This window comes from Rhizobium sp. 268 (assembly GCF_036571585.1).
Classification (GTDB): Bacteria; Pseudomonadota; Alphaproteobacteria; order Rhizobiales; family Rhizobiaceae; genus Rhizobium; species Rhizobium redzepovicii.
This window is the reverse complement of the sequence record NZ_JAPPSO010000005.1, coordinates 38,963-65,411: the sequence shown is the minus strand read 5'-3', so window position 1 is coordinate 65,411 and position 26,449 is coordinate 38,963. Positions and strand designations below refer to the sequence as shown.

The window sequence follows — 26,449 nt, the reverse complement described above, 5'->3', positions numbered from 1 at the left end:
TGCGTGGCGGGGAAACGAGGCCTCTCGGCCAGCCATACAACAGCCCTGCAACGCACCGCGCCCCGGTGCCGGCGAGCGGCCCTCCGTAGCGACTGCTTTTCTCCCCGTGAACTTGCCGGCTTAGTCGCCGGATCTTCCGACAACGGCGGCTTAGCCGCAGCAGGCGCTTTGTGCCGTTGACGGGCCACAGCAGGCAGATGACTTGCGGTTTTCTTCTTTCAGCCATCGGTCGCGGGGTTTGCAGCTTGCCGGACGCGGCGTCAGCTCGACATGCAGAGCACCGCCCTGCACGGTCGGCATCGAGGCACAATAAAGCTGCATCGGCCGGATGCCGTCGCTGACTTCGAAGGTCAGCTTGGCAGAACCATCGAGCAGTACGTGCTCCGACACCTTGCGAATGATCGCCGCAAACTTGCCGGCCGCCATCTGCCTACGATTTTCCTCGTCGAGATCCCAAAGCTGCACGAAGATTTCCGACCAGGCTTCGGGGTTGGCACCGCAGTCAAGCGCGGCGAACTGCCCGGCCTTGACCTCAGTGACATGGTAACCGGATTTCACCGGTCGGCCGTTATAGGAGAAGATCAGCGGCAGTTCACGGACGCCGTCGATCGTCTCTAGCAGGTGACCCAGGCTGATGTCGGTCTCGAGAAGGGGCTTGTCGATCGCATTCATTTCGGCTACTCCTGTTTCAATATTTCAAGGATTGTAGAAATATGGAAGAACGTCAAGCCCTCATGTCATTTGCGGCACTGTCGCAGGAAACCCGGCTGCACATCGTCCGCATGCTTGTCGTCGCCGGGCCGAATGGGATGCCTGCCGGCGCTATCGCTGAGAAGGCGGAGGTTTCCGCCTCCAACGTCTCGTTCCATCTGAAGGAACTGGAGCGAGCAGGACTTATCAACCAACAGCGGGAATCCCGCTCGATCATCTACACCGCCAACTACGAAGGCCTCGGCGCGCTCATCCGCTTCTTGATGGAAGACTGCTGCGGCGGCCATCCCGAGATCTGCGCGCCGGTCGCCGAAGTCGCCGCTTGCTGCGCCCCAGCTCCGAAAGAAAACCTGCTATGACCGCCGATCGCGTTTATAACGTCCTTTTCCTCTGCACGGGCAATTCCGCCCGCTCGATCCTGGCCGAATCCATCCTCAACCGCGAAGGCAAGGGTCGCTTCAACGCCTACTCGGCGGGAAGCCGGCCCAAAGGTGAAGTCCACCCGTTGGCGCTGGATACGCTGCGCGCCCTTGGCTACGAAAGCACCGGGTTCAGTTCGAAGAGCTGGGACGAGTTTGCCGAAGCCGGCGCGCCGCAGATGGATTTCATCTTCACCGTCTGCGACAACGCCGCGGGCGAGGCATGCCCCGTGTGGATCGGCCACCCGATGACGGCGCACTGGGGTATCGAGGATCCGGCGGCCGTCGAAGGTACGCTGATCGAGAAAGGCCAGGCCTTCTCACAAGCCGCGCGTTTCCTCAAGAACCGCATTGTCGCATTCGTGAGCCTTCCGCTCGCATCAATTGACAAGCTGGCGCTTGAAACACAGCTGCGCGCCATCGGCACGATGGAGGGCACGACCAGTAGCCGGGGCGACGTCGCATGAGCTGGGAGCTGGATCGAAGACCGGTGAGCGGCGCAGATGAGGATCTGCGGACGGCCCTGCAGGCTGCCAAACTTCCAATCGATGACCTCGACGAAGACGGCCGCAGCTTCTTCCGGTTCACGGATCGGAACGCGACCGTCGGCTATGGGGGCCTGGAAGACTACGGCAGCTGCGCGCTCCTGCGTTCGCTGGTGGTCCTGCCACAGCAGCGCGGGCACGGTTATGGCGAAGCCATCACCCGGCAGTTGCTTACCCAGGCTGCGCGTGGCGGTGCCAACACGGTCTATTTGCTGACGGATTCGGCAACCTCGTTTTTCGAGCGCTTCGGTTTCGCCAAGGTGGATCGTGCGACGGCTCCTGCGGCGATCCTGCAAACCCGCCAGGCTGCAAGCCTGTGCCCGGCTTCGGCGGCGCTGCTGGCCAAGATAGTCCAAGGATAAAATCCATGTCTAGTTTTGAACGTTACCTCACGATCTGGGTCTTCCTGTGCATTGTCGTCGGCGTCGCTCTCGGTCATGTCCTGCCCAGCGTCTTCCAGGCGATCGGCGCAGCCGAAGTCGCCAAGGTCAATCTGCCGGTCGCAGTGCTGATCTGGCTGATGATCATTCCAATGCTGCTGAAAGTCGACTTTGCGTCACTGAGCCAGGTCGGGCGCCATTGGCGCGGGATCGGCGTCACGCTCTTCATCAACTGGGCCGTCAAGCCGTTCTCGATGGCGCTGCTCGGCTGGCTGTTCGTCGGCTATCTGTTTCGGCCTTACCTGCCGGCTGACCAGATCGATAGCTACATTGCCGGGCTGATCATTCTTGCGGCCGCGCCGTGCACCGCGATGGTCTTCGTGTGGTCGAACCTGACCAAAGGCGAGCCGCACTTCACGCTCTCTCAGGTGGCGCTGAACGACACCATCATGGTCGTTGCCTTCGCACCGATCGTTGGCCTGTTGCTCGGTCTATCCGCCATTACGGTGCCGTGGGACACGCTGATCCTGTCGGTCCTGCTCTACATCGTCCTGCCGGTGATCGTCGCGCAGATCCTGCGCCGTCTGACCGACGCCGACCGCCTCGGCGCCAAGCTGCAGCCGGTGTCCCTTTTGGCACTTCTCGCAACCCTGGTTCTGCTGTTCGGCTTCCAGGGCGAACAGATCATCGCACAGCCGGCGGTCATTGCGCTGCTGGCCGTGCCGATTCTGATCCAGGTCTACTTCAATTCGGGCCTCGCCTACCTGCTCAACCGCATGAGCGGGGAGGAGCACTGTGTCGCCGGGCCTTCGGCGCTGATCGGCGCCTCCAACTTTTTCGAACTGGCGGTGGCTGCGGCCATCAGCCTGTTCGGCTTCAACTCCGGGGCGGCGGTTGCCACCGTTGTCGGCGTCCTCATCGAAGTGCCGGTGATGCTGTCGGTCGTCTGGATCGTCAACCGCAGCAAGGGCTGGTATGAGCGCGGCGGCGCCGTCCAGACCAGCGCCACCACCATCAAAAGGGTCTAACATCATGGACGTCACAATTTATCACAACCCCGACTGCGGCACGTCGCGCAACACGCTTGAGATGATCCGCAATGCCGGCATTCAGCCCACAGTCATCGAGTATGTGAAGGCACCGCCCAGCCGCGACCAGCTCGTCAGAATGATTGCGGATGCCGGCCTTACCGTGCGTGAGGCGATCCGCGAGAAGGGCACGCCTTATGCGGAACTTGGCCTCGATGATCCGAAGCTGACCGACGATCAGCTGCTTGATGCCATGCTTGAAAACCCGATCCTGATCAACCGGCCTTTCGTGATCACACCCATCGGCACGCGGCTGTCGCGTCCTTCCGAACTGGTGCTCGACATTCTGCCGGCCACCCACAAGGGGGCGTTCACCAAGGAAGATGGCGAGCAAGTTCTCGATGCCGAGGGCAGGCGCATTGTCTGACTTGCCTGGCGCATCCCTCGATCATCTGCGCCAGCCGAATCTCGACGCATTGCGTCCGGCGTTTTCTAGCCACAAGCCGCGCATTCTGATCCTCTACGGCTCGCTGCGGGCTGTATCATATAGCCGCCTGCTGGCTCATGAAGCCGCCCGGCTACTGAAGCATTTCGGGTGGGAAGTGAAGATTTTCGATCCCGCTGGCCTGCCACTTCCAGACGCGGAACCGGTCAACCATCCCAAAGTACAGGAATTGCGTGATCTCTCTGCCTGGTCGGAAGGCCAGGTCTGGGTCAGTCCGGAACGGCACGGCGCCATGACGGGCATCATGAAGGCACAGATCGACTGGATCCCGCTTTCGGTCGGATCGGTGCGGCCGACCCAGGGCAAGACGCTGGCGGTGATGCAGGTGTCGGGCGGCTCGCAGTCGTTCAACGCGATCAACCAGCTTCGTGTCCTCGGCCGTTGGATGCGCATGATTACCATCCCCAATCAGTCCTCGGTGGCGAAAGCCTTTCAGGAATTCGATACGGACGGCCGCATGAAGCCCTCGTCATATTACGATCGCGTCGTGGACGTCTGCGAGGAGCTGGTGAAATTCACCCTGCTGACCCGGGACGCCTCTGCCTATCTCACGGATCGCTACAGCGAGCGCAAGGAAGAAGCGGAAAAGCTGGAGCAGCGCACGAGACTGAAATCCATATGAGCGGGCGGATCCCAGTCACTGCCATCGTTGCCCTCGGCATCACGCAAAATATCGGCTACGGCACGCTCTACTACAGCTTCAGTATTCTGGCGCCTGATATGGCGACCCATTTCGCGTGGTCGACCGAATGGATCTTCGGCGCCCTCTCGGTCGCGCTGCTGATCGGCGGGCTGACGGCGCCGTGGCTTGGCGGCCTTTTTGATCGCATTGGTGCCGGGCGGGTGATGACCATAGGCTCGGCCGTCGCCGCCGCAGCCTTGCTCGCCTGCGCCTACGCGCCGGGGAGAACGTCCTTTGTCGCCGCCCTGATCGCGATCGAGGTCGCAGCCAATCTGGTGCAGTACGGCGCGGCGTTCGCGTTTCTCGTGCAGCTCCGGCCGGAAGTGGCATCGCGCAGCATCGCCTACCTCACGCTGATTGCGGGGTTCGCCTCGACAATGTTCTGGCCGATCACGGCAGTGCTGCAGGCGCAGATGTCCTGGCAGAATGTGTATGTGATATTTGCCGCCCTCAACCTGTTCATCTGCCTGCCGATCCATGCGTGGCTTTCTCACGGCGCAGCAGTGCAACGGAAAACAGCAAAAATTGCCCCGCCGCGCGTCGAGGGTATCCTGCCATCAGAGCGTCGTCGCCTGGGGTTCCTGTTGATGGTAGCGGGGTTCTCGCTGATGTCGCTTTCCAGCTCGGCGGTGCTGGTTCATATGGTGCCACTGCTGTCTGGCCTCGGCCTCGGCACCACGGCTGCCTTGGTCGGGACGCTGTTCGGGCCCTCCCAGGTCGCCAGCCGTCTCATCAACATGATCTTCGGCAAGAATCTTGCGGCGCTGCATCTGGCCTTGTTCGCGGCTCTTCTAATACCCGGCGGCATGCTAATCCTGCTGCTTCTGGCACCGTCCGTGCCGGGCGCCATGATATTCGCGATGATCTTTGGCATGGGTAACGGCTTGCTGAGCATCGTCACCGGTACGCTGCCGTTGCATTTGTTCGGCAGTGACGGCTATGGCAAGCGGCAGGGTCAGATGATGGCGGCCCGCTTGATCCTGTCCGCGATTGCGCCGTTCGTCCTGGCGCTGGCAATGGCTCAGATCGGCATTCCGGCATCGCTGGCTATCTGTGCAACGCTAAGCTGCCTGGCGATCGTCATGTTCGGATTGATCCTGGTCATGCAGCGGACAGGCCGCACTGCCGTCAGCGCAGGATGAAATCTCCAGTCCCGCTCGGACGACCTCATCGGCAAATCAATCGGACTTGGTCGAGCATGGGCACCGAGGTCGGCGCGCTCCACCGCTGTGGCGTGCATGTTAAAGCATGTCGCGTAAAAGTGTGCGATAGGAAGCGTATCTGAAAGATCGTGACGCGCTTTAGTGCAGCCGGCAGGACCGTGCTCATCGCCGCGCCGGCGGTTTCACGGCCGCCCGCCGCTGCAGCGCAAAGCGCGCCGCCGGGCAGTTGATGTCGGGAACCAGATCGTAGGTCTGCTGGTACAGGCTCAGCGCCAGCGTCTTGTTGCCGCGGCTTTCCGAGGCGAGCGCGGCAAGTGCGGTGCGTTTGTACGCCTCGATGATCGGTTCGGCAGCCTTTGCCAGTGCCGCGTCGTCCGATGGCTCGGCTGCCAGCGAAAGCGCGGCATAGGTGGCGTCGCCATCGCGGCCGACGCGGCCGCCGACGGCGCCGTTGAAGCTTGCTTCGGAGACCTGGCGCATGCGCCGCGCATTCTTGATGCAGGTCGGGATGCGGGCGGCTTCGGCGTTGATGCGCTCGGCCGTCGGCCCACCCTCGGTGCTGCCGCTGTCCGACAGGATGACGTAGCCGATGACGCCGACAATGGCGAGATAGGCGAGACCCATGCCGGCGAGGAAGGCCGGCTGCTTGAAGAGCGGCTTCTTCGGCTTGTCGTCACCAGTCTTGGCCGCCTCCTTCTTCGGCGCCTCCTTGGCGGGCGCCTTCTCCAGAAACTGGAATTCGACATCCTTGCCGAGACGAAAGCTGTCGCCGGATTTCAGCGAGGCCGTCTGCAGCAGCGCCTCGCCGCGCAGCATGATCGGGTTCAGCCCCATGCGGCGGATGATGAAGCCGCCGTCGGTCTGCTTTTCGATGCGCGCATGGATAGGCGCCAAGAAGGGATCGTCGACGACGATATCGGCGTTCGAAGCCCGGCCGATCGACATTTCGGGCCGGTCGAGCGCATGGCTGCGGCTCTGGCCGCCGGGGCCGGTCTGCAGCAGGCTTGGTTTGTTTCCGCGGAAGAAGGAAAAGGCCATGATCAAAACATCCCACTCGACATCATCTCGACAATTGCCGGCGCCAGCACCAGAAGCAGGATCGACACGACGATCATCATCGCCGGCATGACGATCTTGGCTTTCAGCTTTTCACTGGCCCTGTCGGCTTTTTCCCAGCGGCGGAAACGAAGGTCGCGCGCGTGTTCGCGCAGCAGCTCGACACGGTTGCTGCCCTCGACCTCGCCCTGGATCACCGCGCGGATGACGCGGACGACCTCCTCGGCGGTCATCCTTCGCTCCAGGCGCTGCAGCGCCTCGACCATGCCGGTGCCGAGCGCCACGTCCTTCAGCGTCTGGTCGATCTCTTCGCTCATCACCGTGCCGGGTGCAGCCTCGGCATAAAGCCTCAGGCTTTCCGGCAGGGTCGCCTGCGCCTGCTGGGTCATGACGACGAGATCGAGGAAATAGGGAAATTCGCGCGAAATGCGCTCCTTGCGGTCCTGCATCTTGTCGTCGGCGACTACCCAGAAATAGATGGCGGGGATCAGCCCGAGGATCAGCCCGCCGACCAGCCCGCCGATGATGCTGCCGCTGGCAATGCCGAACAGCACCCCGAGCAGGATGAAGCCGAAGAGGCTCATGACGACGAGCAGCGCGATATATTCCCGCCCGGTGACGCCGCCGAAGGGCCGGCCGCCATAGATCAGCTTCTGCTCCAGCTGGGCGCCGTAGTCGGCCAGCCACGGCTCGAAATGCAGCAGCACGAATTCGACCGGCGTGCGCATGCCGACGCTGTCGACGATATTGGGCGGCGGGCCGTCGCCGCCGCGGGAGCGGCGCACCACCTGGATGCTACCGAGCAGATCGCCGATCCACCAGACGAAGAGGGCGGCGGTGATGCCGGCAAAGACGATGGCAAGGGGGCCAAGAGGGATCGCCGACATCAGACCGACACCTTCATCATCGAGCGCATCCAGAAGAAACCGGTGGCATAGAGAATGGCGCCGACGATGGCGATGACGATGCCGATGGCGTTTCCGAACACCTTGTCGATCAGCTCCGGCTGGCCGAAGAAGATCATCAGGATCATGAACAGCGCGCCGCCGTTGACGACGCGGAAGTTCATGCGCGCCTGCGACGACGAGGTGGTGATCTTCTGATCGAGCTTCCAGATCTCCTTGAAGGATTTCGACATCTCGGTCAGCGGCTCGGAAATATCGCCGCCCTGGCGGGCAAAGAGGCCGAGGGCCGCATCGACCATCTTGAAGTGCAGGCTCGGCACGGTGCGGCCGTGGCGGTCGAGCGCCTCGACCAGGCCGATGCCGAGCTTCTGTTCGCGGGCGATGCGCTCGAACTCGCGCGAGGCCGGCATCTGGCCGGTGTCGGCCACCGCATTGACGGCGACGGCGAGCGGCTTGCCGGTGCGCACCGCCGAGACGATCTGGTCGACGGCATAGGGAAGCTGCGATTCGATCTGCAGCCAGCGCCGCTGCAGGAAATAGCGGATGACCGCCTTCGGCAGGAAGAAGGCGACGGGAATGGCGATGACGATGCCGAAGATCGGCCCGAAGATCAGCGAGATCAACAGGAAGACGACGATTGCCGTGATGCCGTAGGCCAGAATCATCGTATAGGGCGGCACGGCATCGCGGCCAAAGACCTGCGCCGCCTCGCTGGCGAGCGCGATATCGCGTTCGGTGGCGCGCAAAAGCGGTGCGGGCCAGCGCACCGGCGCGCCCCAGACGAGCAGCCCCGCCGTCACCGCCCCGAGGGCGACCGTAAAAATCTGCAGAATGCTGATATCCATGGCTTTTCTCTCAGACGAACATATCGAGTTTTTCGATTTCACCGTCTTCGCCGAACTCGACGAGTTCGGCGACGAAGCTCGGCAGGTAGCCGGTGAAGGCATGCACCGCCTGGCCGCCGGCGCGGCCGACGAGATGGAAGATCGGCTCGACGATGACGAGGCCGGTATCCGGATCGATGCCGATCACCTCGGATATTTCGGTCACCGCGCGCCGCCCGCTTTCCAGGCGGTTCAGCTGCACGACGAGTTCGACGGCGGCGACGATCTGCTGGCGGATCGCCATCACAGGCAGTGAACTCTGGCCCTGCAGCACCATCACCTCCAGGCGGGTCATCATGTCCTGCGGCGTATTGGCATGCGCCGTCGTCATCGAGCCGGCATGGCCGGTGTTCATCGCCTGCAGCATGTCGATCGCCTCGGCGCCGCGGCACTCGCCGACGATGATGCGGTCGGGGCGCATGCGCAGCGCGTTGCGCACCAGATCGCGGATGGTGACGCTGGTTTCGGACTCCGCCGTTTTCGGCCGCGATTGCAGATAGACGACATGGATGCCGTCGAGCTGCAGTTCCGACGTATCCTCGACCGCAACGACGCGCTCGCCGATCGGGATGAACTGCGACAGGCTGTTCAAGAGCGTCGTCTTGCCGGAACCGGTGCCGCCGGAAACGACGATGTTCTTGCGGGCCCGCACCGCCGCCTCGAGGAAGGCGCGCATCGGCTCGCTGAGCGCGCCTGCCGTCACCAGCTTGGAGATGTCGAGCCGAGATTTGCCGCCAAATTTGCGGATGGTCAGGCAAGCGCCCTTGACCGCCAGCGGCGGAATGACGGCGTTGACGCGCGAACCGTCGGGCATACGGAAGTCGGCCATCGCCTCGCTCTCATTGATCGAGCGGTTGGAATCGACGGCGATGCGCTCGATCACCTTCATCAGCTGCCGCTCATTGGCGAAGGCGAAGGGATAGCGTTCCAGCAGGCCGAATTTTTCGACATAGATTTCGTCGTAGCGGGTCACCATGATTTCCGAGATGACGTCGAGATCCATCAGCTCCGAGATCGTGCCCCAGCGATACATCAACTCCTCGATGTTGGAGCGCAGGTGCATATGGGCGATCTCGTAGCGGTCGCCGGCATTGAACAGCGCCTGGCGGGACTGGAAGGCGGCGCTGAAGCGCGTGTCGAGCTGGGCGAAGTCGGCGCGGGTGGATTCGAAGTTCAGCTTCAGCTGCAGTGCCGAAATCAGCGCCTTGCCGACATCGAACAGGCGGCGGTTGTCCTGCTCCTCGCGCGACAGGCTGGCGGCCGTCGACGAGGCATCGCGCCGCCCGGTGCGGGCAATGCGTTTTGCCAGCCAGCGGTAGACAGCGTTCTTGATGACCAGGATGACCAGATCCTGCGGGGCGGCGTCGAGGGCCTCCTTGATGAACATGTCGAGCCGTTCGCGGATGCGGTTGCGCGTGTCCTCGCGGCCGAAATCGGAGGATTTGACCAGACGGTCATATTGCGTGTCTTTTAGCAGTCGCTCATGTATCTCCATCTGCAGCGCCAGCACCCGCTCCTGGTCCGGAAACTGCGTCACCGCCTCGGCCGCCGCGGCCGGTTCGACCAGTTCGATCGTGACGTTCGGCACCCAGATCGACATGCCGGCCGAGACCGCAACCGGCGTGCCGGCCCGCAGCGGCTGATCGTCGACCCGCGTCGGATTGCGGCCATGATGCTGCACCGACCAGCCCTGGCCGGATTTGCGCAGCACGAATTGCGGCGAGGAGACGTGGCTGCCGCGCAGCCGCACAACCCCGGCGCCAGCCGGCAGCGTCAGCGTGCTGCTTTCGCCGACGAAATAGGTCTCGTTTGCCGAGAGCGGGATCACCTCCCGGCCGCTGCCGTCCTCATAGGAAATCTTCAACAGCATGGCTTATTCCCCCGCAACGCTCACATACGCGTCCAGTTGATGCTCGGCAGTTCCTCGACGGTATTGTCGGCCGGATTGCGCAGCACGAGGTTCAGGCTGCCGTTCGACTGGCCCATGGCAAAAATCAGCATCTCCGCTTCCGCCGGCGTCACTTCGACGGTGACGTTGTTATAGGTGCTGTTGGCCTTGGTGACCGCGCCTTCCGCCGTCGTCGCGGCGCCGACGGCCAGCACTTTGACATTCTGCAGGAAGGTGCGGGTGACGACGCGGGTGCGCGAACTGATGCCGAGCTTATAATCCTGCGCCTGCTTGCGGTAGGCGTTGACATCATTCTCGTCGGCGCCCGGATATTGGGTGAGGTAATTCTTCAGCATCTGCTCGACCGGCGAGTGCGGCTGGGCCGGAGCCTGCGGCTGCCCGGTTGCAACAGGCGCCTGTCCGGGAACGGCCGGAGCCTGGCCGGGGGGGGTTCCCGGTTGGGTCGCGGCGGCCGGTGCGACAGGTTCGACCGGCTCATCGACCGTGCCGAGAATATCGACATAGCTGCCCGGCTCGACGAAATGGCCGACGGCCGCGGCCGCGTTGACGGGAAGGGTGAGCGCCCGTTTGCCGGGCGCAATCATCGTCGTCAGGCGTCCGCCGTCATTATCGTCGAAGTACTGGAAAAGCAGCACCGAGCCGGCCGGAATGTCGGCGGCGGCCGTCCTGTCCTTCAGCCATTCCTGGTAAGCGCTGGCAGCAGGAACGGCAAGCTTGGCAAGCGCCCCGAAACTTTCCGGCAGCATGACCGGTTCGGCGAGCATGTCAGGCGTGATCGCCTGACCCCGCGTCACTTTCCGGTCCGGCTGGAGCCGCATGAAGGCATAGGCAACCTGCTCATTCTTGACGCTCTCGGTCCAGAAGTAGAGCAGAACGCCGGTGATGAGCCCGACGATGACGGCCGCGATGAGCTTCCAGTTCATGGTGTTGTTCCTTCGACGAAGGGTTGCCTGATTTGAATGACCTCGACGGTCCGGCCGTCGCTCTTGCTGCTGGTGTAGAGAACATTGGCCTCGACGCTGCCGCGCCGGCCGTAGAGGGCAGTGACCCCGCCGCGCTGAGCCGGCGGCGCCTCGATGGTGAAGCCGTCACGGGTGAGAAGCTCGGCGCGCGCATCCGACCAGCGCACCGCAGACAGCGAGCCTTTCGAGACGACCGTGCGCGACGTATGGCCCTTGTCGCGGTCGCCGATATCGCTCAGCACCTCGACGCCGGCCGGCGGACGCAGCGACGGCGGCAGCTTGCCGGCATCGGCGGGTGCTGCAAAGGCCGGCAGCGACGACGCCACGTCCTCGAAGCGGGTCATCAGCACCTCGGTCACCGGCGCACCGGTGGGGCGGCGGATCATAATCGACACGCCGGGGATCGGCGCCCTTGCCGAAGGATTGGCCGGGTCCTGCCGTCGGAGATAATCGAGCGCTGCCTCACCGTCGCCATCGAAGAAGCGGACCACCACGGCGAGATCGTCGCGGATGCGGCTGGTTTTCGGGACGATGAGCATATTGGCGGCGATGACGGCCGTCAGCTCTTCCCTGTCGTTGCTTTTCGGCAGGGCAGGGCGGGTATTGACGGCCAGCACCCGCAGCCATTCGTCGGTGATCTCGGAAATGCTGCGATCGCTCTGGTAGGGCGTGAATTCGAGCGGTTGGCCGTTGATGACCAGATCGCGCGGCGCCCGCTCCGGCGCGCCGAGAATGCCCGCCAACGTCGAATTCAGCGTCGCCCGGAAATCCTTGTAGACCTCGGCGCGGCCCGGCGTGACCGCGACCATGGCGACAAGCCCGATACCGAAAGCGGTGGCCAACAGATGAACGGGGATGCGCGCGCCCTGTCTCATCTTATTTCGCTCCCGGAAAGACGCCGTCGAACAGATCGCCGGAATCGTCGGCCACATCGCGGATTTCCCGGCGCAGCGTCGGGTCGTAGCCGCGGCGCGTGGTGTCGTTGTTGTGCGAGGCAAAGAGCGTTGCGTCATCCACCGTGAAGGCGTCCTTCCAGCGGAGGCTCCTGATCGTGTCGAGATCGTCGGAATCCCTGAATTTGTAGACGCGGTCGGCCGTCGCAGTGACGAGCTGCGGTTTTTCATTGGCGAGGTCGCCGACCATATCGCCGAAGTCGCGGCCGTCGCTCTTCAGCGTGTTCTGGACGTCGTCCCAGACGAAGGTGCGCTGCGGCTCGCCGCCGCCTTCGTGCGAGGGCGTGCGCGAGCAGCTCATGGCGTCGCGCCCGGGCAGCGCCGGCAAGGCCGGGAGCGGGAAGACATTCGAGAAATCCGACGTGCAGTCCAGCCCGTTCGCCTCGGCGAAGGCGGCGTTGCGCATGGCCAGCATGGTGCCCACCTTCTTGGTCGAGATCCTGTTGGCATGGATCATGAAGATCACGATCAGCAGGATGACCGGTGCGGCGAGCACGAATTCGATCGAGGCCAGGCCGCGGCTGTCGCGGTGCAGCCGTATCATCAGGCCACCGGCCGGAGCGCCGCCGGTCGTCTCAATGTGTGTTGACGGCAGCCCAGGCATTGGCTCCTCCCTGGTCGAAGACGCGGGTCAGGCCGGTGAAACTATCGGCGGCCGGGCTCTGCTTGATGGTGTTCGAAACCTCGCCGGTATTGTCGGCGAGCGTGGCGGGCGCCAGCGATGCAAGCCAGTCCTGCGTATAGAGATCGAAGGCCGTGTAATTATGAACCCAGCTCTGCGCGAGCGCATAGGCGGACGGCGTCTTGTCCTTGAAGATGCGGATCTGCAGCCGGGCTCGCGGGGCACGCGAAACGATCGCCAGCGTCTGGTAGTCGTCGAGCTGCTCGCCGCCGAAGGGCGTGAAGTTGAAGGGGATGCGGCCCTTCAGCCAGTAAGGCTTGGGGAAGGAGATGACCGGCAGGGCGGCACCCGCCACAGAGATCGCCCCACCGGCCGGCCCGCAGACCTGGTTCCAGATCATGTCGAACTTGCGGGTGAAATCGTTCTCGTCTTTTGTCTGTGAGTCCGAATAGCGCGGCGGCACGTCGATCGGCAGCTGGAAGGGGTTGGTGACGCCGAAGCCGACACCGAAGACCTTATCCGCCAGCCAGAAGCTGACATCGAGCGCTGCTTCTTCCAGCCAGCTGAGATCGCCGGCATATTGTTCGACGATCGCCTTGAACGGCACCTTGCTCAGATAGGCCGGGCCGAAGGCTTCGTAAAAGATGTAGAAATTCACCAGCGTGCTGTCGATGCCGCTTTCGTGGTTGACAAAGTCGCGGATATGGCTGCCGTCGACGCCGCCTGCGGTCAGCGGACCCTTGCCGTTGGGGAAGCCGCGATTGGCGAATTCGCCGCGCATCAGGAACGGGTCCTGCCCCTCCGTACCCCTGCTCATCGCAAGGCACATTTCAGCATAGGCCGCGGCAGGATTGACGCCGTCGCGATCGACCGGAAGGTTGCCGCCGGCACCTTCTCCGGCGTCGTTGCAGGATTCGCACGGCGGATGGAAGACGACATGATCCGACTTGTTCAGGCGCACCAGATGCAGGGCTTCGTTGCCGACGCGCTGCGGAAAGCTCTCGACGAGGTAGTCGTTGAGGTCGTTCATGCCGTCGATGATGTCGCTGGACTTGTTGATCAGGCCCCAGGGATCATAATCGATCTGTGCTTTCACCGTATATGCGATGGCGATGGTGGCTTCCGTCGCCCGGAACCCCTGAAACGCCAGGCAAGCGCCGTAAATGATGCCGCCGACGATCGGGACCTTCTGCCAACCAGGGCAATAGGGCATCGGCGGCATCGGCGGCAGAAGGGACGCCGGGCCGAAGCCTTCGGTGAAGGAGTATTCGGCCAGTTTCGCCAGAATGGCGGTCGAGCGCAGGGCCAGTTCCGCCGTGGTCAGCTGAAAGGCAACCGAGGTCGCCATGACGACGGTGGCCTGCGAGGAGGCGACGTTGTTCATCGCCATGATGTTGAGATAGCGGGCTTCCCAATCGGCATGGACGAGCGCGGCGGCGTCGGCCGTGTCCTGGGTGCGCTGCTTGTCGTAGATCATCTGTCCCGTGTTCAGGATCCAGACGATCATCAACGCGAGCGCGATCGTCATGTAGAGAATGATCGGCGACAGGAAGCCGCGTTCGTCGCGGTGCAGGCGCTTGATGAGGGTCGGTGTCATAGCAGGTTCACCTCCGCCTTCGAGATCGTGTAGTAGCGGCCGTCTTTCCTCTGGCCGCGGGCAAAGACCCAGCCGGCATATTCGAGCAGCAGGAAGCGCGCTTCGACCTTGGCAGTCACCGGCACATGCGGCGAACGGTTGATGGCGGCATAGAGCGCCATCGGCGCGCGATCGACCGTCACGGTGACGTTTTGCGGGTCGAACATGTAGCGGGCCTGGTTGCGCATCGCCCGCCAGTTCTTCGAAAGACCGGAGGCATCGGCAAGGCTTTTCAGCGCCTCTTCCGGCGGCTGGCAGGCGCCGACGCATTTCAGCTGGTCGTAGGGGGCAGCCGGGATCAGCGCCAGGCGGGCGGCAAGATCGGCTTTCCCTGGCGCGGCATCGTCATCGCAGGTCTTGACGTCAATGAAGCTCCGGATGGTGATCGGCAGGGCCGGGCAGAAATAAACGCGGGCGCTGCGGGCTGCCGCATAGGCGGCATAATGGGTGAAGAGGTGGTTTTTCGCCAGGATCGCGAACTGAAAGACCACGAACATGAAGAAGACGAAGACCGGCGTGACGAGCACGAAATCCATCATCGTCGTGCTGCCGGAGATATCGCCGTGCAGCTCCGATATGCGGCGCCGGCGGGCGGAAAGCCGCGGCAGCAGCAGCATCGAGGCAAGCAGGATCATCGCGATCGCAAAGGTGCCGAAGAGCGCGCCGTGATCCTCAGGGATCCAGAAGGTCCGCGAGTGCAGGATCGAACTCCAGAAGGCACCGTCGAAGAGGGGGCGTTCGAGTTCCGCGCGCATTGCCGTTACCTCACGAGTGAAAGAGGGGTGAAATCGGGCATGAACAGGCACCAGAAAAGTCCGAGAGCGGCGGCAACGCCGAAGCGGACGGTATGATGTGTCTCGCGCGGCTTCAGCACCGAAGCGGCATCGCGGAAACCGGCAGGCAGAAGCAAAGCGAACAGTCCGACGTTCCTAGCCAGCACGCTCCACTGAACACGCCGCGCCATTGAGAACAGGGCGATCACGCCGCCGACCATCAGCGCTGCGAGCGTCACATCGATGGCGGGCCAGAGGCCGAGAATGGCGCCGAGCGCCGCCATCAGCTTGACATCGCCGCCGCCGCAGCTGCCGGCTGCGAAGGCGATGATGAAGATCATGCCGGCCGCAATGAGGCCGGCAAAGGCAAGGCCGATCCCTGCGAGACCTCCGCCGGCTGCCGCCAGCATGAAGCCGGCAAGCAGGCAGGGATAGGTCACGGCGTTCGGGATGTGACCCTGGCGGTGATCGAGCACCGCCGCGGTCGTGGCGCAGGCGACGGCAAGAGCCGCCGCCGCAGGCATCAGGGTCAGATCATAGGTCGTATCCATGATCCCGGCCCGCTTATTGACCCGGCTCGGGAATTCTCTCGGCATCCGAGAGCGCCGTGTTCTTTTCGTTGAACCATTCGCCGATCTGTTTGCCGAATGCGAGCAGAAGCAGCATCAGCGGAATGACGATCAGGGCGACGGCGAGGACGATCTGGGCCATGTCGCCGCGCTCGTCCTGGTGAAGTGCAATTGCGAGAGTCTTGAGTTTTCCAAACATCTGCGTATTCCTCGTTCCTAGGTTTGTTTCGGATCGAAGACCTGAGAGAAGATTACCAAGCATACGGCATCGATCCGAACCAGCACGTTGCTCGTTCCAATGATATGTTCTGCTTCAGCTTTTCTTCCCCGGCGGCCAACGCTTGTTGAGCAACACCATTAAGACCCAAGAGTGCGCCCAAGGCCAGCCCTCCGTCAAGCAAACGGAACGAAGGGTTCCAATTGTCTTGGAGGCGTCTCTTGATGAAACGGAGTTGACGGCGGTAATTTTAAACTAACCGACTGAAGACGTTATAGTTTTACCCCGAAGAAGCAACTTGGCGGCGGCTTTGCCAACTGTCTCCGACTGCCCCATAATTGGTCAATTCTTTCAAGGCGATAGAATAGACGACACGGCGCACGTCCTATCGGCCGCTCGCGCGGGACGCGACCATGGCGTTGCTTGGCGATCTGGATTAAGCTTCACCGACATTATGGGCCTCGCCCTTCAGTCGTTCCGGAGAAACGAACCATGGAAACGATGAGCAGCATCCTGATACTTGCATTGGTCCTCATTCCATTGATGATGTTCTTTCCAACCGCAGTTCAAATGATGGCGACATTGTTCGGCATGAGCACGGTTCTGGTGGGGATGCCGCTCTGATGAAGGCCGTTTCCGACGACGCCGCCGAACAGGCGACCTTCCAGGTCCTGACCCGGGCGCTGGACAAGCTCTTGGGTCCGATCCGCTTCCTGCTCGACGATCCGAGCGTTTCCGAAATCCTGATCAACGGGACATCCGATATCTTCGTCGAACGGCGCGGCAAGCTCGAACGCGCCGACACGCGGTTCGCCAGCCGCGAGGATCTGGAATCGGCCGCGCGCAGCATCGCGCAATTCTCCGGCAAACGGCTGACGCCGGAGGAGCCGAGCGTCGAGGCGCGCCTGCCGGATGGTTCGCGCGTGCAGATGATCCAGCCGCCGGCTGCCCGCACCGGGCTCTGCATCTCCATCCGCCGCTTTTTGAAGGAACATCGCAGCATTCGCGATCTCGTCACCCAGGGCAGTCTGACCGAGCAGTCGCTGACGCTGCTGCAGGCGGCCGTCGGGCTGCAGAAGAACGTCATCATCTCCGGCGGCACCGGCACCGGCAAGACGACGATGCTGAACGCGCTGTCGGAAGCCTTTGCCGATCACGAGCGCATCATCGTCATCGAGGACACCTCGGAACTGCAGATCCGCAAGGAACACGTGGTCTATCTCGAAGTCACGAAGCCCGACCGTTTCGGTCGCGGCGGCGCTAGCATCCGCGACCTGTTCCGCTCGTCGCTGCGCATGCGGCCCGACCGCATCATCGTCGGCGAGTGCCGCGGCGGCGAGGCGCTCGATATGATCCAGGCGATGACCTCGGGCCATAGCGGCAGCCTGTCGACGGTGCATGCCAACACGCCCTACGACGCCCTGCACCGGCTGGAAACGCTGGCGCTGATGTCGGATATCGACATGCCGCTCCGACCGCTGCGCGCCCAGATCGCCTCTGCCGTCGACGTCGTCGTGCAAATCGCCCGTTTCAAGCGCACCGGACGACGCCGGGTGATCGAGATTTCCGAGATCAAGGGCCTCAACGAGGACGGCCAGTATATCGTCGAGAGCATCTACAAGCTCGAGGGCGACGGACATTCCAATCCCGATGGCGCACTGCTGTGGACCGGTGTCGTGCCGAGCTTTGCCGCCGATGCGGTGGAAGAGCTGCAAGGTGCAGAGCGCGCCGAATGGATGACGCCTGCCGCGCGGGAAACGGCTTGAAGCCTATTGGCAGACGTTCGGAATCTGGTGCCTTCGAGGGAAGGGAAGGCAAGCGTGTTTGCCTTCCCCGGTTGTTTACCGGCGCTTTTTACGCCAGGGCGCATTCTGCTGCCAGTCGCCGGCCATGATGCTCCCGTAGGGGATCACCTCGTCGACCACTTCGGCGAGACCGTAGTGCTCGATCTGCGCCCGCACGTTCGCAGCGCTCTTGTAGGCACTCGGCAGTTCCGACACATCGGCCGGCCCTGCGCGAGCGCAAGGAGGACATAGAGCCCAATCTCGACTTCGAGCTCAGGCGCTATCTGGAACGAGAAGGCGAAAATGTTACGTTCAACAAGGAAGCACGCGAACGCTATCTTAGTTTCGCAACTGGCCCGCAAGCAGTCTGGAGTGCCAACTTTCGCGACCTGTCGGCTTCGGTGACCCGCATGGCGACCCTCGCGCCGCATGGACGCATCACGATTGACGTCGTCGATGATGAAGTCCGACGGCTGAATGCGTTTTGGCGCGGTTCGAGTGACGACGGCAAGATGGACCTAATCATCGAAGACGTGCTGGGTGCAGAAGCTGCTACTCGCCTCGATCACTTTGACGCAGCCCAGCTTGCCGCTGTTCTTCATACCTGCCGTCAACATGCCACGGCAAGTGCTGCGGGCAGAGCCTTGTTTGCGATCACGCGACTTGAGAAAAAGAGCAGCAACGACGCCGACCGCCTGAGTAAATATCTCGCGCGCTTCAGTCTCAGATTCGAGGACATTCGGAAAGCCGGATAAAGGCTTGTGGTAACCGGTGTTTCACTCCCACGTTGCCCTGTCTGGGCTAATCTGTGATCGGCTTTCCATGGACGAGCAACGGGAGTTTCTCCATGGAGAGTACATTGGAGGTTTTCACGACCAGAAAGTCTGGGCGTGAGGTTCACCTATCGAAAACCTTCTGAAGCAAAGCACACGTTCCACTTGTTGCCGCTATTTAACGCATTATTGCTTCAATGTCACAGCCGAAGGAACCTCTCAGCCGAGACCTTCTCCAATCCTGCATTCACGCCAGAGCTACTGTACGCTGCAAATCTACGATGTTGCCTCATCAATCACACGCCCCATGGCATATGACGGCTGGTAACCTGGCAACACGTTGCCAGTGGGTCTGATGGAACGCATCAACGCGTCTCGGGACTTGCCTACGATTGCACCTGCTTTTCGCAAGCCAAAAACGTAAGGACCCACGTCAGCAAGCAGTGAATTGAGCGACAATCCCAACTCTTTATCGGAAAGATGGGCGACAGATGCTGCCAGTTCAGCGACCTTCCTTTCCATCGCCGCGTATTCCTTCGTCAGGAGGAGTACGATGTTGTCAAAATCGCTCCAAAACTCTTCCGGCAAATCACGACGAATCGCGGCCATGTCGTCCCCGGCGGCCATTGCTTCCCAGATTGCCAATGGCGTGCAGCGTGAGATCAACGCATGGATACGACGGTACTCGGAGCCTTTGAGTTTGAGGCGCAAGCCATTTGTGAATCTAACGACAAATCCCTCGTTGTCGCGTGGGAGCGTTGCAGTATGGAGCATCATGTCCGCCATATTCCCGAACTCATGGCGTTCGGCCGCACGCCATCCCAACGCTTGGCTGGTCGTTCGAACCTCGTCGTAGGTTACTTCAAGACCTGAAGCGTGGTAGGCCGCCAACATCACCATGGCAGGCTCCGCATATCGCACGACCATTCTGTTTTCCGGATATACCGCCTCGAACAGATATGTCGTATCCGGCGACAGACCTGAGAGATCGTGGGCATCCAAGCGTGCTTGAGCCCATAGGGCCTGTTCGGAGGCGAACGCGCCTTTGGTGGCTGCGTGCCAACGGCCAGCATCATTGAACACGATTATCAGACTACCATCGAGCTTTTCGAACGCCTCAAACGGCAGATCGGGTACTTTGCCATGCCGCTCGTCGACATTGAAAAACTTCGGAAACGGCGTGGCAACGACCCGACCAGCGCCCTCGTCCACAATGAGACCGCGAGCGATCAGCGAAAACTGATCCCAACCATCCTCATATACGCACCGGGGGGTATAGATGTAGAGCTGCAAAGTACCGGTTGCGTTCTGACGGCGATGGACATGGCCGAGCCCTTGGGCTCGCTTCAAGCCAGCGATAAGGTCGGGAAACGGGATTTGGCGTGCAGGGTGTATCGGGTCGTTCATCTTTTCACAGCACCCTCTTTTATCGCCTTCCGAATTATTTTTGGCTGAATTTATCAATTGTTCAGCCGTTCCACGCCGTCAAACGCGATTTACTAATAGATTTGATTGTCCGCTCTGATGGGTGCAACGCCATTGGGTTCGGACCCAACACAGCCTTTGCCAATGATTTCGCTACTGGCGTTCGCGATCCCCGCGTTGAAGCGTGAATCCGATTCGAGATAACGGTTCGATCAATCATGCTCAAAGAATTTATCTCGCGGCATTATCTAGGCTGCCACGAGGTGTGATTGGGGCACCGCTTGCCATCTGCTCCATCGTCAGTCCCTAAAAATTTCGCCGCCATCCTCTCCGCCGTAGCGAATTCTCGTGTTGGCTCGACGGTCAACGGCTGGGTGCCACCGCGCCGGAAAGTTGAACCTTCCAGCTATTCCCCTCAATCGTCGATCTTGTGCCGGCACGGCCCTCACGCGCCTTCCTTTTCAGCGCTCGCCGCCATATGCCTGAGTTCGTCCCAGAGGCTTTCGGCGAAGCTGCGCAGAACGGTGAGTTCGAAGCTGTCATCGCCGGTGCGGACGATCTGTACGGAGATGTGACCCATCATGGTCATCGCCGAACTGCCTTCCGGGAAAACGGCGGGATCGAGATCGATGGCGGTGCCTTTTGAGAGAAGCAGCCGCGAGGAGCGGCCTGATATGCCGATGCGCACGCGTCCGTGGCTCTGGTCCATGACGACGGCTTTTCCCGCGAGTACTGCCGCAAGGGCGGCAAGGCTGGCGGGGGAAAGCGGCTCGTTGCCGGCGACGAACCATTGGCGGAAGCCGGCTTTGCGGATCGAACTGTTGGTAAAGCCGGCTTTGGCCAATTCCGCGGCAAGTGCCGCCGACTCGATCGTGCCGAGCACGTGCAGGAGATGGCCTTCCGGCAGGGCCTCCAGCCGGATGCCTGCTCCGGAAATGCCACTATATACCGTTCCGGCAAGAACCGGTTTGTGCTGGGGAAGATCAGGCATGGAGCTTCTCGTTTTCGGGATCGATGAAGACGGGATGGCAGAGCACCGCATCGGTGAATTCATTGCGCAGCCCGTTCCAGACCGTCACCTTTTCGCCGATGCGCTCCGGCCCGCGCCGGACCAGCGCCAGGCCGATCGTATGGCCGAGGCTCGGCGAGAAGGCGCTCGATGTAACGTAACCCTGGTCGTTTTCGAGCGTCGCCGCAGCGCCTTCGGCAAGGATATGCGAGCCGGTGCGGAAGCCACTTGCCGGGTTGAGCGGCTTGACGCCGACAAGGCGCGGGCGCTCGGGATCCTGCAGGCCGTCACGGGCAAGCATCGCCTTGCCGATGAAATCCGGCTTGGTCGATGACACCATGCGGCCGAAACCGAGATCGCCCGGGGTGACCGTGCCGTTGATCTCGGCATGGGTGACATGGCCCTTTTCGATGCGCAGGACGCCGAGCGCTTCGGCGCCGTAGGCGCAGATGCCATGTTTTTCCCCGGCCGCCATGATGGCGTCGGCAACGCTCTCGCCGTAGCCGGCCGGCACGGCCAATTCGTAGGCGAGTTCGCCGGAGAAGGAAATCCGGAACAGCCGGCCCTCGAGACGGCCTGCGAATAGCGACACCTTGCGGGCGCTCATGAAGGGGAAGGCGGCATCGGAGATATCCTCGTCGACGATCTCGGAAAGGATGGCGCGGGACTTCGGCCCGGCAACGGCCATCTGCGCCCATTGATCGGTGGAGGAGGCGAAGCAGACGTCGAGCTCCGGCCAGATCGTCTGGGCGCAGAATTCGAGATGGGTGAGCACCCCGGCGGCAAGCGCCGTCGTCGTCGTCATGAAGAAATGCTCGTCGCTGAAGCGGCTGGTGGTGCCGTCGTCATAGATGAAGCCGTCCTCGCGCAGCATGATGCCGTAACGCGCCTTGCCGACGGCAAGCTTGGCGAAGCCGTTGCAATAGACCCGATCGAGGAAGATCGCGGCATCCTTGCCGAAGATTTCGATCTTGCCGAGGGTCGAGACGTCGCAGAGGCCGGCATTTTTGCGGATGTTCAACACTTCACGGTCGACGCTTTCGCGCCATGTCGTTTCGCCTGCGAGCGGGAACCAGGAGGAACGATACCAGAGGCCGGTTTCAACGAAGACCGCGCCGTTCTTCTGAGCCCAGCCGTGCAGCGGCGATTTGCGCGCCGGCTGGAAATCCTTGCCGCGCGATGCCCCGGTCAGAGCGCCGAAGGAGACCGGCGTATAGAAAGGCCGGAAGGTCGTCGTTCCCACTTCGGCGGGCGAAACGCCGCGCGCCTCGGCCAGAATGCCGATAGCGTTGACGTTGGAAAGCTTGCCCTGATCGGTCGCCATGCCTGATGTCGTATAGCGCTTGGCAAGCTCGACATGGCCGTAGCCTTCGCGCACCGCGAGGCCGAGATCCTTGAGATGGACGTCATTCTGATAATCGATGAAGGCCTTGCCCTTCGAGCCCTTGACGGACCAGAGGGGCTTTGAGCCTCGCGCCGCTTCCGAGGCGGCGGCAAAGGCCGGTTCCGCCGCCGCAAAGCCGATCGCCTTCAGGGCGGCAGCCGCCTTTGCCGCACCATCGCCAAGGCAGGCAGCGGTTTCGACAAGACCGGCAGCCGAGCCGGCAACGGCAAGGCCTTCCTGCGCAGCCGGCGGCAGAAACGCCGCGGCCTCGTCCGACCATTGCGGCTTTGCGCCGCGATGGCAGGCAAGGTGGATGACCGGACTCCAGCCGCCCGACATGGCCAGCGCATCGGCTTCGATGCGGCGGGTGCCGCTTGCGGTTTCGACGCTGACGCCGTTGAGGCGCTGGCCGCCATGGGCATCAACGATCCGGGCGCCCCTCAGCACGTCGGCGCGACCCTGCCAGGTCTTTCCCCCGTCCGCGCGGCTGTCGACGATCGCCGTGATGGCGAGGCCGGCGGCCTCAAGATCGGCGGCGGTGCGGTAACCGGCATCATTGGTGGTAAAGACCACCGTACTTCTGCCCGGCGCAACAGCCTGCCGGTTGAGATAGCTGCGCATGGCGCCCGCCATCATCACGCCCGGAATATCGTTGCCGCCGAAGACCAGCGGCCGCTCCTCGGCGCCCGTCGCCAGGATTGCCTGACGGGCGACGATGCGCCACAAGCGTTCGACCGGGCGGTCCGGATCGGGCAGCGCCACATGCTTCTGCACACGTTCGACGGCGCCGAAGACATTGTCGTCGTACCAGCCGAAGACGGTCATGCGCGGCAGGCGGCGCACATTCGCCAGCCCTTCGAGCTCGGCCAGCAGCTCAGCGGGAAGCGTGTCCGCCGGCTTGCTCTCGACAGCGCCGCTCTCGGAAAGCAGGCTGCCGCCGAGTTCGGCGCCTTCGTCGGCAAGGATGACGCGCGCTCCGGCGCGGCCGGCGGTCAGTGCTGCGGCAAGACCGGCGGGGCCGGCGCCGATCACCAGCAGATCGCAGTGCGCCCAGCATTTCTCATAAATATCGGGATCGGCCTCATAGGAAGCTCTGCCGAGGCCGGCCGCCTTGCGGATCACCGGCTCGTAGAGCTTTTCCCAGAGTGCTGCCGGCCACATGAAGGTCTTGTAGTAGAAACCGGCGCTGAGGAAGGGCGAGAGCAGGCCGTTGACCGCGCCGATATCGAAGCCGAGCGAAGGCCAGCGGTTCTGGCTCTTTGCCGTCAGCCCCTCGTAGAGCTCGATCATGGTCGCGCGCGTATTCGGTTCGGTGCGCCCGCCGCTGCCTGTCGTCACCAGCGCGTTCGGTTCGGCCGCACCCGCCGTCAGGATGCCGCGCGGGCGGTGATATTTGAAGCTGCGGCCGACGAGCTGGATGCCGTTGGCAAGCAACGCCGAGGCGAGCGTATCGCCCGGATGGCCTTCCAGCGCCTTGCCGTCGAAGGTGAAACCGAGTGTCGTGGCGCGGTCGATCCGGCCGCCGGAGGAAAGACGGAAGCTCGTCATGCCGGTTCTCCGCCGAGCTTGGTAAGTGCGGCATCCCTGACGTGATGGACCTTATGGGTAATGGTATCGCGTTCGACGATCAGCCAGCGGCGGCATCCGGAGGAATGGTGCCAATATTCGCTGTGCCGGCCGCGCGGGTTGTCGCGCAGATAGACATAGTCGAACCAGGCCTCCGCCCCGGCATCCGGCGCCGGCCTGACGAGGCCGGCATCGCCGCGGATCGAGAATTCCTCCTTTGGCCGGGCGCCGCAATGGGGACAGGAAATCAGGCTCGCCATTGTCAAATGTCCTCAGTGCAGATTGGGCTGGGCGCCGACGCCCTTTTCGTCGATCGGATAGCCGCGGGCGAAACGGTCGAGCCGGAAGGCGCGGGCCGTCTGATGCGGCGTGTTGCGGGCGATCAGATGGGCGTAGCAGAAGCCGGAGGCGGGCGTTGCCTTGAAGCCGCCGTAGCACCAGCCGGCGTTGAGATAGAGATTGTCGATATGGGTGCGGTCGATGATCGGCGAGCCGTCCATGCTCATGTCCATCACCCCGCCCCAGGAACGGAGATAACGCACCCGCGACAGCGAAGGGATCATCGCCACGCCGGCTTCGGCGACATGTTCGACGGTCGCCAGATTGCCGCGCTGGGCATAGGAATTATAGCCGTCGATATCGCCGCCGAAGACGAGGCCGCCCTTGTCGGACTGCGAGACGTAGAAATGTCCGGCGCCGAAGGTGACGACATTGTCGATGAACGGCTTCAACCCTTCGGAGACGAAGGCCTGCAGCACATGGCTTTCGATCGGCAGACGGAGGCCCGCCATATCGGCGACGACGGTGGAATTGCCGGCCGCCGCCAGCGCCAGCTTGGCGCAGCCGATGAAGCCCCTGCTGGTCTCGACGCCGGTGACCTGACCGTTTTCGGTGCGGATGCCGGTGACCTCGCACTGGGTGATGATGTCGACGCCGCGGCTGTCGGCGCCGCGCGCATAACCCCAGGCGACCGCATCGTGGCGCACCGTGCCGCCACGCGGCTGGAACAGGGCGCCCATCACCGGGAAACGCGCATTGTCGAAATCGAGGAAGGGCAGTTTTGTGCGCACCGCCTGCCTATCGAGAAGCTCGGCATCGACACCGTGCAGCCGCATGGCGTTGCCGCGGCGCGTATAGGCATCGCGCTGCGCATCGGAATGGAAGAGGTTGAGCACGCCGCGCTGCGAGACCATGGCGTTGAAATTGAAGTCCTGCTCCAGCCCTTCCCAAAGCTTCATCGACAGCTCGTAGAAGGGATTGTTGCCGGGAAGCAAATAGTTCGAGCGGATGATCGTGGTGTTCCGGCCGATATTGCCGGAGCCGAGATAGCCCTTTTCGAGCACGGCGACATTGGTGATGCCGAATTCCTTGGCGAGGTAATAGGCGGTGGCAAGGCCGTGACCGCCGCCGCCGACAATGACGATATCATAATGCGGCTTCGGCGCCGGGTCGCGCCAGGCGGGCGCCCAGCTTTTGTTGCCGCGAAGGCCGTTGAGGAAAATCGAAAGAGCGGAGTAGCGCATGGGTCAATCCGAATGGAACGACCGCATGATGCCAGAAAGGCGACGCGCGACTTGCGCAATTAGGACATGAATGGTTAGAAAAGAGACATGTCCTCATCCGATAATAGAAATGTCCAGGAGATCGGCTTCATCCTGATCCCGGGATTTGCGCTGATGTCCTATGCCTCGGCGACCGAGCCGCTCAGAGCGGCAAACCTTTTGGCCGGACGAGAGATCTATCGCCTGTCGATCTTCTCGCCGGACGGCGCGCCGGTGCTCTCGTCCTCGGGCGTCAGCGTGCCGGCCGAACCGCTTCCGGCAAGGGGTTCCGGCCTCGGCACGGCCTTCGTCTGCGCCGGCGGCTTGCCGCGCGACTGGCGTTATCCCGGCGTGCTTGCCTGCCTGAGGCAGCTGTCGCGCGAAGGTGTCAGGATCGGCGGCATTTCGGGAGGGCCCTATCTGATGGCGGCCGCCGGACTGCTTGCCGGCCGCGATTTTACCATCCATTGGGAACATGCCGCCGCCCTTCTCGAGGCCTTCCCGGACCTCACGCCACACCAGGCGCGCTTCATGATCGACGGCAACCGCATCACCTGCGGCGGCGGCATCGCACCGCTCGACATGATGCATGTGCTGATCGCCGAGCGCATGGGACCGGACTTCGCCCGACGCGTCAGCGACTGGTATCTTCACACCGAGGTCAACGAGCCCGCCGCCCCCCAGCGCGCCTCGCTGGCCGAGCGCTACGGCGTCCATCATCCCGGGCTGCTCAGCGTTCTCGAACGCATGGAGGAGACGATCGAGATGCCGCTCGGCCGCGCCGCCATGGCACGCATCGCCGGCGTCACCACCCGCCATCTCGACCGGCTCTTCTCAGCCCATCTCGGCACCACCTTTCTCGATCAATACCATCGGATCAGGCTGCAGCATGCCCATCGCCTGCTGAAACAGAGCCCGCTTTCCGTCTCGGAGATCGCGGTCGCCACCGGCTTTTCCAATCTCAGCCATTTTTCCCGGATGTTCCGCGCCGCCTATGGCATCGCTCCGCGCGAGGCGCGGCGGGAATAGGTTTTCTTCACGGTTGAGA

25 protein-coding genes and 3 pseudogenes are annotated in these 26,449 nt (G+C 62.6%); 10 read left to right on the top strand and 18 right to left on the bottom strand.

Annotated features, from left to right (window positions below; translation table 11 throughout):
* Positions 1-150 precede the first annotated feature (150 nt).
* The gene (locus tag OS035_RS11265; RefSeq protein WP_331813681.1) at positions 151-672 is read right to left on the bottom strand and encodes a DUF6428 family protein; all 522 of its coding nucleotides are present in this window, start codon (positions 670-672) and stop codon (positions 151-153) included.
* Positions 673-713: 41 nt separating this feature from the next.
* Between OS035_RS11265 and OS035_RS11260 the strand changes: the two genes are divergently transcribed.
* Genes OS035_RS11260 through arsK form a run of 7 tightly spaced genes read left to right on the top strand, consistent with a single transcriptional unit; the run spans position 714 to position 5,412 of the window.
* Positions 714-1,070, top strand: coding sequence for an ArsR/SmtB family transcription factor (locus tag OS035_RS11260; protein ID WP_097625719.1), 357 nt, complete (start codon positions 714-716; stop codon positions 1,068-1,070).
* Entirely contained in the window at positions 1,067-1,597 is a 531-nt protein-coding gene (locus OS035_RS11255) for an arsenate reductase ArsC (RefSeq protein WP_183777808.1), read from the top strand. The genes OS035_RS11260 and OS035_RS11255 overlap by 4 nt, the downstream gene beginning before the upstream one ends.
* The gene (arsN2, locus tag OS035_RS11250) at positions 1,594-2,037 is read left to right on the top strand and encodes an arsenic resistance N-acetyltransferase ArsN2 (RefSeq protein WP_131710761.1); all 444 of its coding nucleotides are present in this window, start codon (positions 1,594-1,596) and stop codon (positions 2,035-2,037) included. Before OS035_RS11255 ends, arsN2 begins: the two co-directional genes overlap by 4 nt.
* Before the next feature lie 5 nt (positions 2,038-2,042).
* A complete protein-coding gene (arsB, locus tag OS035_RS11245) occupies positions 2,043-3,083 on the top strand; it encodes an ACR3 family arsenite efflux transporter (protein ID WP_131710762.1) in 1,041 nt (346 codons plus the stop codon).
* Between the two features lie 4 nt (positions 3,084-3,087).
* Entirely contained in the window at positions 3,088-3,510 is a 423-nt protein-coding gene (gene arsC / locus OS035_RS11240; RefSeq protein WP_097625723.1) for an arsenate reductase (glutaredoxin), read from the top strand.
* A complete protein-coding gene (arsH, locus tag OS035_RS11235) occupies positions 3,485-4,210 on the top strand; it encodes an arsenical resistance protein ArsH (RefSeq protein ID WP_331813785.1) in 726 nt (241 codons plus the stop codon). The genes arsC and arsH overlap by 26 nt, the downstream gene beginning before the upstream one ends.
* On the top strand, positions 4,207-5,412 hold the full coding sequence (gene arsK / locus OS035_RS11230) for an arsenite efflux MFS transporter ArsK (RefSeq protein WP_183777806.1): 1,206 nt from the start codon (positions 4,207-4,209) through the stop codon (positions 5,410-5,412). The genes arsH and arsK overlap by 4 nt, the downstream gene beginning before the upstream one ends.
* 183 nt (positions 5,413-5,595) lie before the next feature.
* On the opposite strand, the gene OS035_RS11225 is transcribed toward arsK, so the two are convergent.
* From OS035_RS11225 to OS035_RS11175, 11 genes are read right to left on the bottom strand one after another with little or no spacing between them, the layout of a single operon-like run.
* A complete protein-coding gene (locus OS035_RS11225) occupies positions 5,596-6,471 on the bottom strand; it encodes an FHA domain-containing protein (protein ID WP_183777805.1) in 876 nt (291 codons plus the stop codon).
* A 2-nt stretch (positions 6,472-6,473) separates the two neighbouring features.
* Complete coding sequence (locus OS035_RS11220) at positions 6,474-7,376, bottom strand: type II secretion system F family protein (protein WP_183777804.1); 903 nt, start codon at positions 7,374-7,376, stop codon at positions 6,474-6,476.
* On the bottom strand, positions 7,376-8,239 hold the full coding sequence (locus OS035_RS11215) for a type II secretion system F family protein (RefSeq protein ID WP_049735009.1): 864 nt from the start codon (positions 8,237-8,239) through the stop codon (positions 7,376-7,378). Before OS035_RS11215 ends, OS035_RS11220 begins: the two co-directional genes overlap by 1 nt.
* A 10-nt stretch (positions 8,240-8,249) precedes the next feature.
* Positions 8,250-10,148: an ATPase, T2SS/T4P/T4SS family gene (locus tag OS035_RS11210; protein ID WP_097625730.1), complete on the bottom strand. Its 1,899-nt coding sequence runs from the start codon at positions 10,146-10,148 to the stop codon at positions 8,250-8,252.
* A 20-nt stretch (positions 10,149-10,168) separates the two neighbouring features.
* On the bottom strand, positions 10,169-11,110 hold the full coding sequence (locus OS035_RS11205; RefSeq protein WP_183777803.1) for a Flp pilus assembly protein CpaB: 942 nt from the start codon (positions 11,108-11,110) through the stop codon (positions 10,169-10,171).
* On the bottom strand, positions 11,107-12,024 hold the full coding sequence (locus tag OS035_RS11200; RefSeq protein WP_183777802.1) for a hypothetical protein: 918 nt from the start codon (positions 12,022-12,024) through the stop codon (positions 11,107-11,109). Before OS035_RS11200 ends, OS035_RS11205 begins: the two co-directional genes overlap by 4 nt.
* 1 nt (position 12,025) lies before the next feature.
* A complete protein-coding gene (locus OS035_RS11195; protein ID WP_331813680.1) occupies positions 12,026-12,706 on the bottom strand; it encodes a TadE/TadG family type IV pilus assembly protein in 681 nt (226 codons plus the stop codon).
* On the bottom strand, positions 12,678-14,321 hold the full coding sequence (locus OS035_RS11190; RefSeq protein ID WP_131710773.1) for a TadE/TadG family type IV pilus assembly protein: 1,644 nt from the start codon (positions 14,319-14,321) through the stop codon (positions 12,678-12,680). Before OS035_RS11190 ends, OS035_RS11195 begins: the two co-directional genes overlap by 29 nt.
* On the bottom strand, positions 14,318-15,115 hold the full coding sequence (locus OS035_RS11185) for a TadE/TadG family type IV pilus assembly protein (RefSeq protein ID WP_097625735.1): 798 nt from the start codon (positions 15,113-15,115) through the stop codon (positions 14,318-14,320). The genes OS035_RS11190 and OS035_RS11185 overlap by 4 nt, the downstream gene beginning before the upstream one ends.
* Before the next feature lie 5 nt (positions 15,116-15,120).
* Positions 15,121-15,684 carry an A24 family peptidase gene (locus OS035_RS11180; RefSeq protein ID WP_097625736.1) on the bottom strand — a complete coding sequence of 188 codons (564 nt, stop codon included), beginning with the start codon at positions 15,682-15,684 and terminating at the stop codon, positions 15,121-15,123.
* Between the two features lie 13 nt (positions 15,685-15,697).
* Complete coding sequence (locus OS035_RS11175) at positions 15,698-15,901, bottom strand: hypothetical protein (protein ID WP_003563674.1); 204 nt, start codon at positions 15,899-15,901, stop codon at positions 15,698-15,700.
* A 472-nt stretch (positions 15,902-16,373) separates the two neighbouring features.
* Here OS035_RS11175 and OS035_RS11170 point away from each other — a divergent pair.
* A pseudogene (locus OS035_RS11170) lies at positions 16,374-17,685 on the top strand (CpaF family protein).
* Positions 17,686-17,760: 75 nt separating this feature from the next.
* On the opposite strand, the pseudogene OS035_RS11165 reads toward OS035_RS11170, so the two are convergent.
* A pseudogene (locus OS035_RS11165) lies at positions 17,761-17,934 on the bottom strand (RtcB family protein); the annotation flags it as partial.
* On the opposite strand from OS035_RS11165, the pseudogene OS035_RS11160 reads away from it, so the two are divergent.
* Positions 17,925-18,458, top strand: a pseudogene (locus OS035_RS11160) (sigma 54-dependent transcriptional regulator); the annotation flags it as partial. The pseudogenes OS035_RS11165 and OS035_RS11160 overlap by 10 nt on opposite strands.
* 294 nt (positions 18,459-18,752) lie before the next feature.
* Here the strand turns inward: OS035_RS11160 and OS035_RS11155 are convergent.
* The 5 genes from OS035_RS11155 to OS035_RS11135 form a co-directional block, all read right to left on the bottom strand.
* Positions 18,753-19,883 (bottom strand): RNA ligase, encoded by a 1,131-nt coding sequence (locus OS035_RS11155; RefSeq protein ID WP_331813679.1) that lies wholly within the window; start codon positions 19,881-19,883, stop codon positions 18,753-18,755.
* A gap of 463 nt (positions 19,884-20,346) precedes the next feature.
* Positions 20,347-20,892, bottom strand: coding sequence for a sarcosine oxidase subunit gamma (locus tag OS035_RS11150; RefSeq protein ID WP_183777799.1), 546 nt, complete (start codon positions 20,890-20,892; stop codon positions 20,347-20,349).
* A complete protein-coding gene (locus OS035_RS11145; RefSeq protein ID WP_183777798.1) occupies positions 20,885-23,842 on the bottom strand; it encodes a sarcosine oxidase subunit alpha family protein in 2,958 nt (985 codons plus the stop codon). The genes OS035_RS11150 and OS035_RS11145 overlap by 8 nt, the downstream gene beginning before the upstream one ends.
* On the bottom strand, positions 23,839-24,120 hold the full coding sequence (locus OS035_RS11140; protein WP_131710777.1) for a sarcosine oxidase subunit delta: 282 nt from the start codon (positions 24,118-24,120) through the stop codon (positions 23,839-23,841). Before OS035_RS11140 ends, OS035_RS11145 begins: the two co-directional genes overlap by 4 nt.
* A gap of 12 nt (positions 24,121-24,132) precedes the next feature.
* Positions 24,133-25,383 carry a sarcosine oxidase subunit beta family protein gene (locus OS035_RS11135; protein ID WP_222148649.1) on the bottom strand — a complete coding sequence of 417 codons (1,251 nt, stop codon included), beginning with the start codon at positions 25,381-25,383 and terminating at the stop codon, positions 24,133-24,135.
* Between the two features lie 87 nt (positions 25,384-25,470).
* Here OS035_RS11135 and OS035_RS11130 point away from each other — a divergent pair, with 87 nt between their 5' ends.
* Complete coding sequence (locus OS035_RS11130; protein ID WP_183777796.1) at positions 25,471-26,430, top strand: GlxA family transcriptional regulator; 960 nt, start codon at positions 25,471-25,473, stop codon at positions 26,428-26,430.
* The last annotated feature ends 19 nt before the right edge of the window (positions 26,431-26,449 follow it).